2 protein-coding genes are annotated in these 3,445 nt (G+C 35.8%); both read left to right on the forward strand.

What is annotated here, in order from left to right:
* Positions 1 to 2,539 (forward strand): CHAT domain-containing protein (locus tag AC3DU7_RS29000; protein WP_488042722.1); only part of this gene is annotated, 2,539 nt, incomplete at its 5' end.
* 561 nt (positions 2,540 to 3,100) lie between these two features.
* Positions 3,101 to 3,445: caspase family protein (locus tag AC3DU7_RS29005; protein WP_488042723.1), on the forward strand; the 345-nt coding region annotated here is incomplete at its 3' end.

Below are 3,445 nucleotides of genomic sequence, written 5' to 3' on the forward strand. Positions count from 1 at the left end.
TAGACTAAAGATCGGGATATTACAGTGGATAGCGATCGCTCTATTTAGTTTTTGTCTCAGTCTGGGAATTAATTTTTTATCTCCCATTTTAGCACAATCTTCTCCTTCTAGTTTAATTCAACAAGGAGTCCAATTGTTACAGCAGGGAAGGGCGGAAGCTGCATTGGAAGTTTGGCAACAAGCAGAAGTTATTTATCGGAAAAATAACGATCGTATTGGCGAAATTAGAAGTCAAGTTAATCAAGCTCAAGCATTAACAAGTCTGGGATTTTATAGACGTTCCTGTGATACTGTGCTACAAGCATTTGGCAATGATTTACAATGTGAACGCTTGACCGAAAGTGACCTACAAACTGTTTTATCAATATTTAATACATCAAATACTAATCTAAATTTTCAAGGTCTACAAAGTTTGGGAAATGGATTGCGCATACTGGGTAAATTGGCTTTATCTCAAAAGGTTTTAGAAGCTAGTTTTCCATTGGTAAATTCTCAAAATCTTGAGGGTCAATTATTGCTCAATTTAGGAAATACAATTCTTTCTCAAGCTCAAGGTATTGCTAATTTTAAGCTCAGAGGAAAAGCAGAAAAACAAGCAATTATTCAAGGTTTATCTTATTATGAAAAAGCGGTGACTGTTTCTGATGAAGAATTAATTAAAATTCAGGCAACTATTAATCATCTTAGTCTGCTACTTGAATTAAACAGGCAACGGCAAAATAATTCAGGCGATAATTGGCTGCAACCTCATGTACAATTTCAGATTGATACTTTACCTCAAATTATTGAAATTTTACATCAAATTAATCCCTCTCCTCATTCAATTCAAGCAACAATTAAATTAGCAGAAAGTTTGATGAATTTTGAGCAAATAAATGCCAAATCAACTTTAGCTCAACTACAGACTAATTTTGCCGAATTAACTCTACCAAATACTATTAATGAACAATTCCTCGATCGAGCAACTCAACAAGCAAAAATTATCCATAATTATCGTTTAGAAGCTTATGCCATTGGAATTCAAGGAAAATTGTATCAAAACATGGGAAAACTAGAAAATGCACTTAATTTGACAAATCAAGCCTTGGCGATCGCTCAAAAAATCTCTGCTTCAGATATTGCTTATCAACTCCAAGAACAATTGGGAGATATTTTTCTCCAACAAGGAAATTCCTCAGAAGCACTTTTAGCTTACAAATCTGCTTTTAATACCCTGCAAGTTTTACGACGCAATTTGGTAGCTTTAAATAGAGATATTCAGTTTGATTTTCGGGCAAGTATTGAACCTTTATACAGAAAACTCGTAGCATTATTACTTCAGCCTGAACTTGGTTCAACTCAACCAAAATTGTCTAATATAAAAGCAGCTCAGAAGGTAATTGAATCTCTACAATTAGCAGAATTAGATAATTTTTTCCAAAATGCTTGCGTCAATACTGAGGATATTAATATCGATGAAATTGATAAAAATGCAGCATTTATTTATCCAATATTGTTAGACAATCAATTGAGTGTTATTCTCAAATTGCCGGGAACTGACAACTTTCGTTATGCTTCAGTGAGCGATAAAAACTTTGCAGCACAATTTCAGGATACCTTATTTAATCTTAGAGCAAACATTACAACTATAAGAGAAAGCAGCAAAGTAAAGTTGCCATCTAATCAACTTTATCAGTGGTTAATTAAACCCTTTGAAGCGGATTTGGAAATCGATTTAGAACATGATACCAGTCAAATCAAAACCCTAGTTTTTGTCTTGGATGGGTTACTCAGAAATTTTCCCATGTCTGTATTGTATGATAGCGATCGCGAACGTTATCTCGTGGAAAGATATGCAATTGCAGTAGTACCGGGTTTGCAATTAGTTAATCCCAAACCCTTATTAAAAGAGCAGCTACGAGTATTAACTGCCGGAACAAGTAAAAAAGCACCTAGTTATGAATTGGAGGGTTTTAGTTCCTTACCCAATATTCAACAGGAACTGGAAGCTATTGAAAAAACTGTACCAAAATCCGAGAAATTAGCAGATGAAAAATTCACGAAAACTAACATTCAAGCTCAGGTTAATTCTGAACCTTTTAACATCATCCATATTGCAACTCACGGCCAGTTTAGTTCTAATCCAGATGATACCTTCATTTTAGGGTGGGACGAACGTATTAATGTTCGAGATTTAGACTTACTGCTTCAGACTAGGAATTTGACACCATCGGAGCGAGCGATCGAATTATTAATTTTAAGTGCTTGTCAGACAGCATTGGGAGATACACGAGCAGCATTGGGTTTGGCAGGAGTTTCCATTAGGGCAGGCGCTCGTAGTGTTTTAGGGAGTTTATGGAATGTTAATGATGCTTCTACAGCTGAATTAATGAAACAGTTTTATCAAGAATTATTGCAGTCTGGTAGTTCACAACTTAGAAAAGCGGAAGCACTGCGTCAAGTTCAAATGAGATTTATCAAAGGAGAAATAGAACAAAATGCAGATTACGATCAACCCTATTATTGGTCATCATTTATTCTTGTTGGTAATTGGTTATAGTTGGCTATTTCAGTTATCAGTCATCAGTTATCAGTTATCAGTAAGGAAGAGGGAAGAGATCAGTAGGAATCTCCACGCCTTCAGGCCGGAAAGGATGTCAAATCAGTTATAGAAGCCATTTGGTATCTATTAGACATCTCCAGAAAAGAGGGAGTAGGCAGCTTTGCTGTAGGCAGTAGGAAGAAATAATTGATAATTTATGTGTGAGAATTGATTTTATTTTGGATTTTTACCAGATGTCTATTTAGTAAGTTATAAGTTCAATACCCATCTGGGCTTTATGATTATGGCAGTCATTTTTCATGATTTTTTGGTCTCTTGAACCCTTAGAAGCCATTTGGGATCTATTTAACAGGTTATAAATCCAATACCCATCTGGATTTGATGATTATGGCAGTCATTTTTCATGATTTTTTGGTTTCCTGAACCCTTATAGTTGTTAGACTCCTTAAAACAGCTTTCCTGAAGCTTTTGTATTTCAAGAAAAGATACGCTTAGGGGTTCTATAATATCATCAAAGCCAGTATAATCGTATTTTCAATCTTGGTAGAAAGGAAAATTATGTCCCAATTTTTCAAACAAGGATACGCTGTTGTTGTCGGAGTAGGTGGTGATTTGCCAGTCACTGTTGATGATGCTACTGCTGTTGCAAATCTATTGCGCGATCCATCTCGTTGCGCCTATCCTACTGAACAAGTGCGTTTACTAACAGAAGAAAATGCAAATCGTACTAATGTTCTATCTGCTTTGAGTTGGTTAGCTGAAACCACAGGAGAGGATGATACAGCGATCGCTTATTTCTCTGGCCATGGAATTGAAACACCGGATTATTATTTGATACCTTACGGTTGTAATGATGCAGATTTGGAGGGTACAGCGATTAGTGGTGAAACCTTTACCGAGCAT

The organism is Okeania sp., assembly GCF_983059655.1.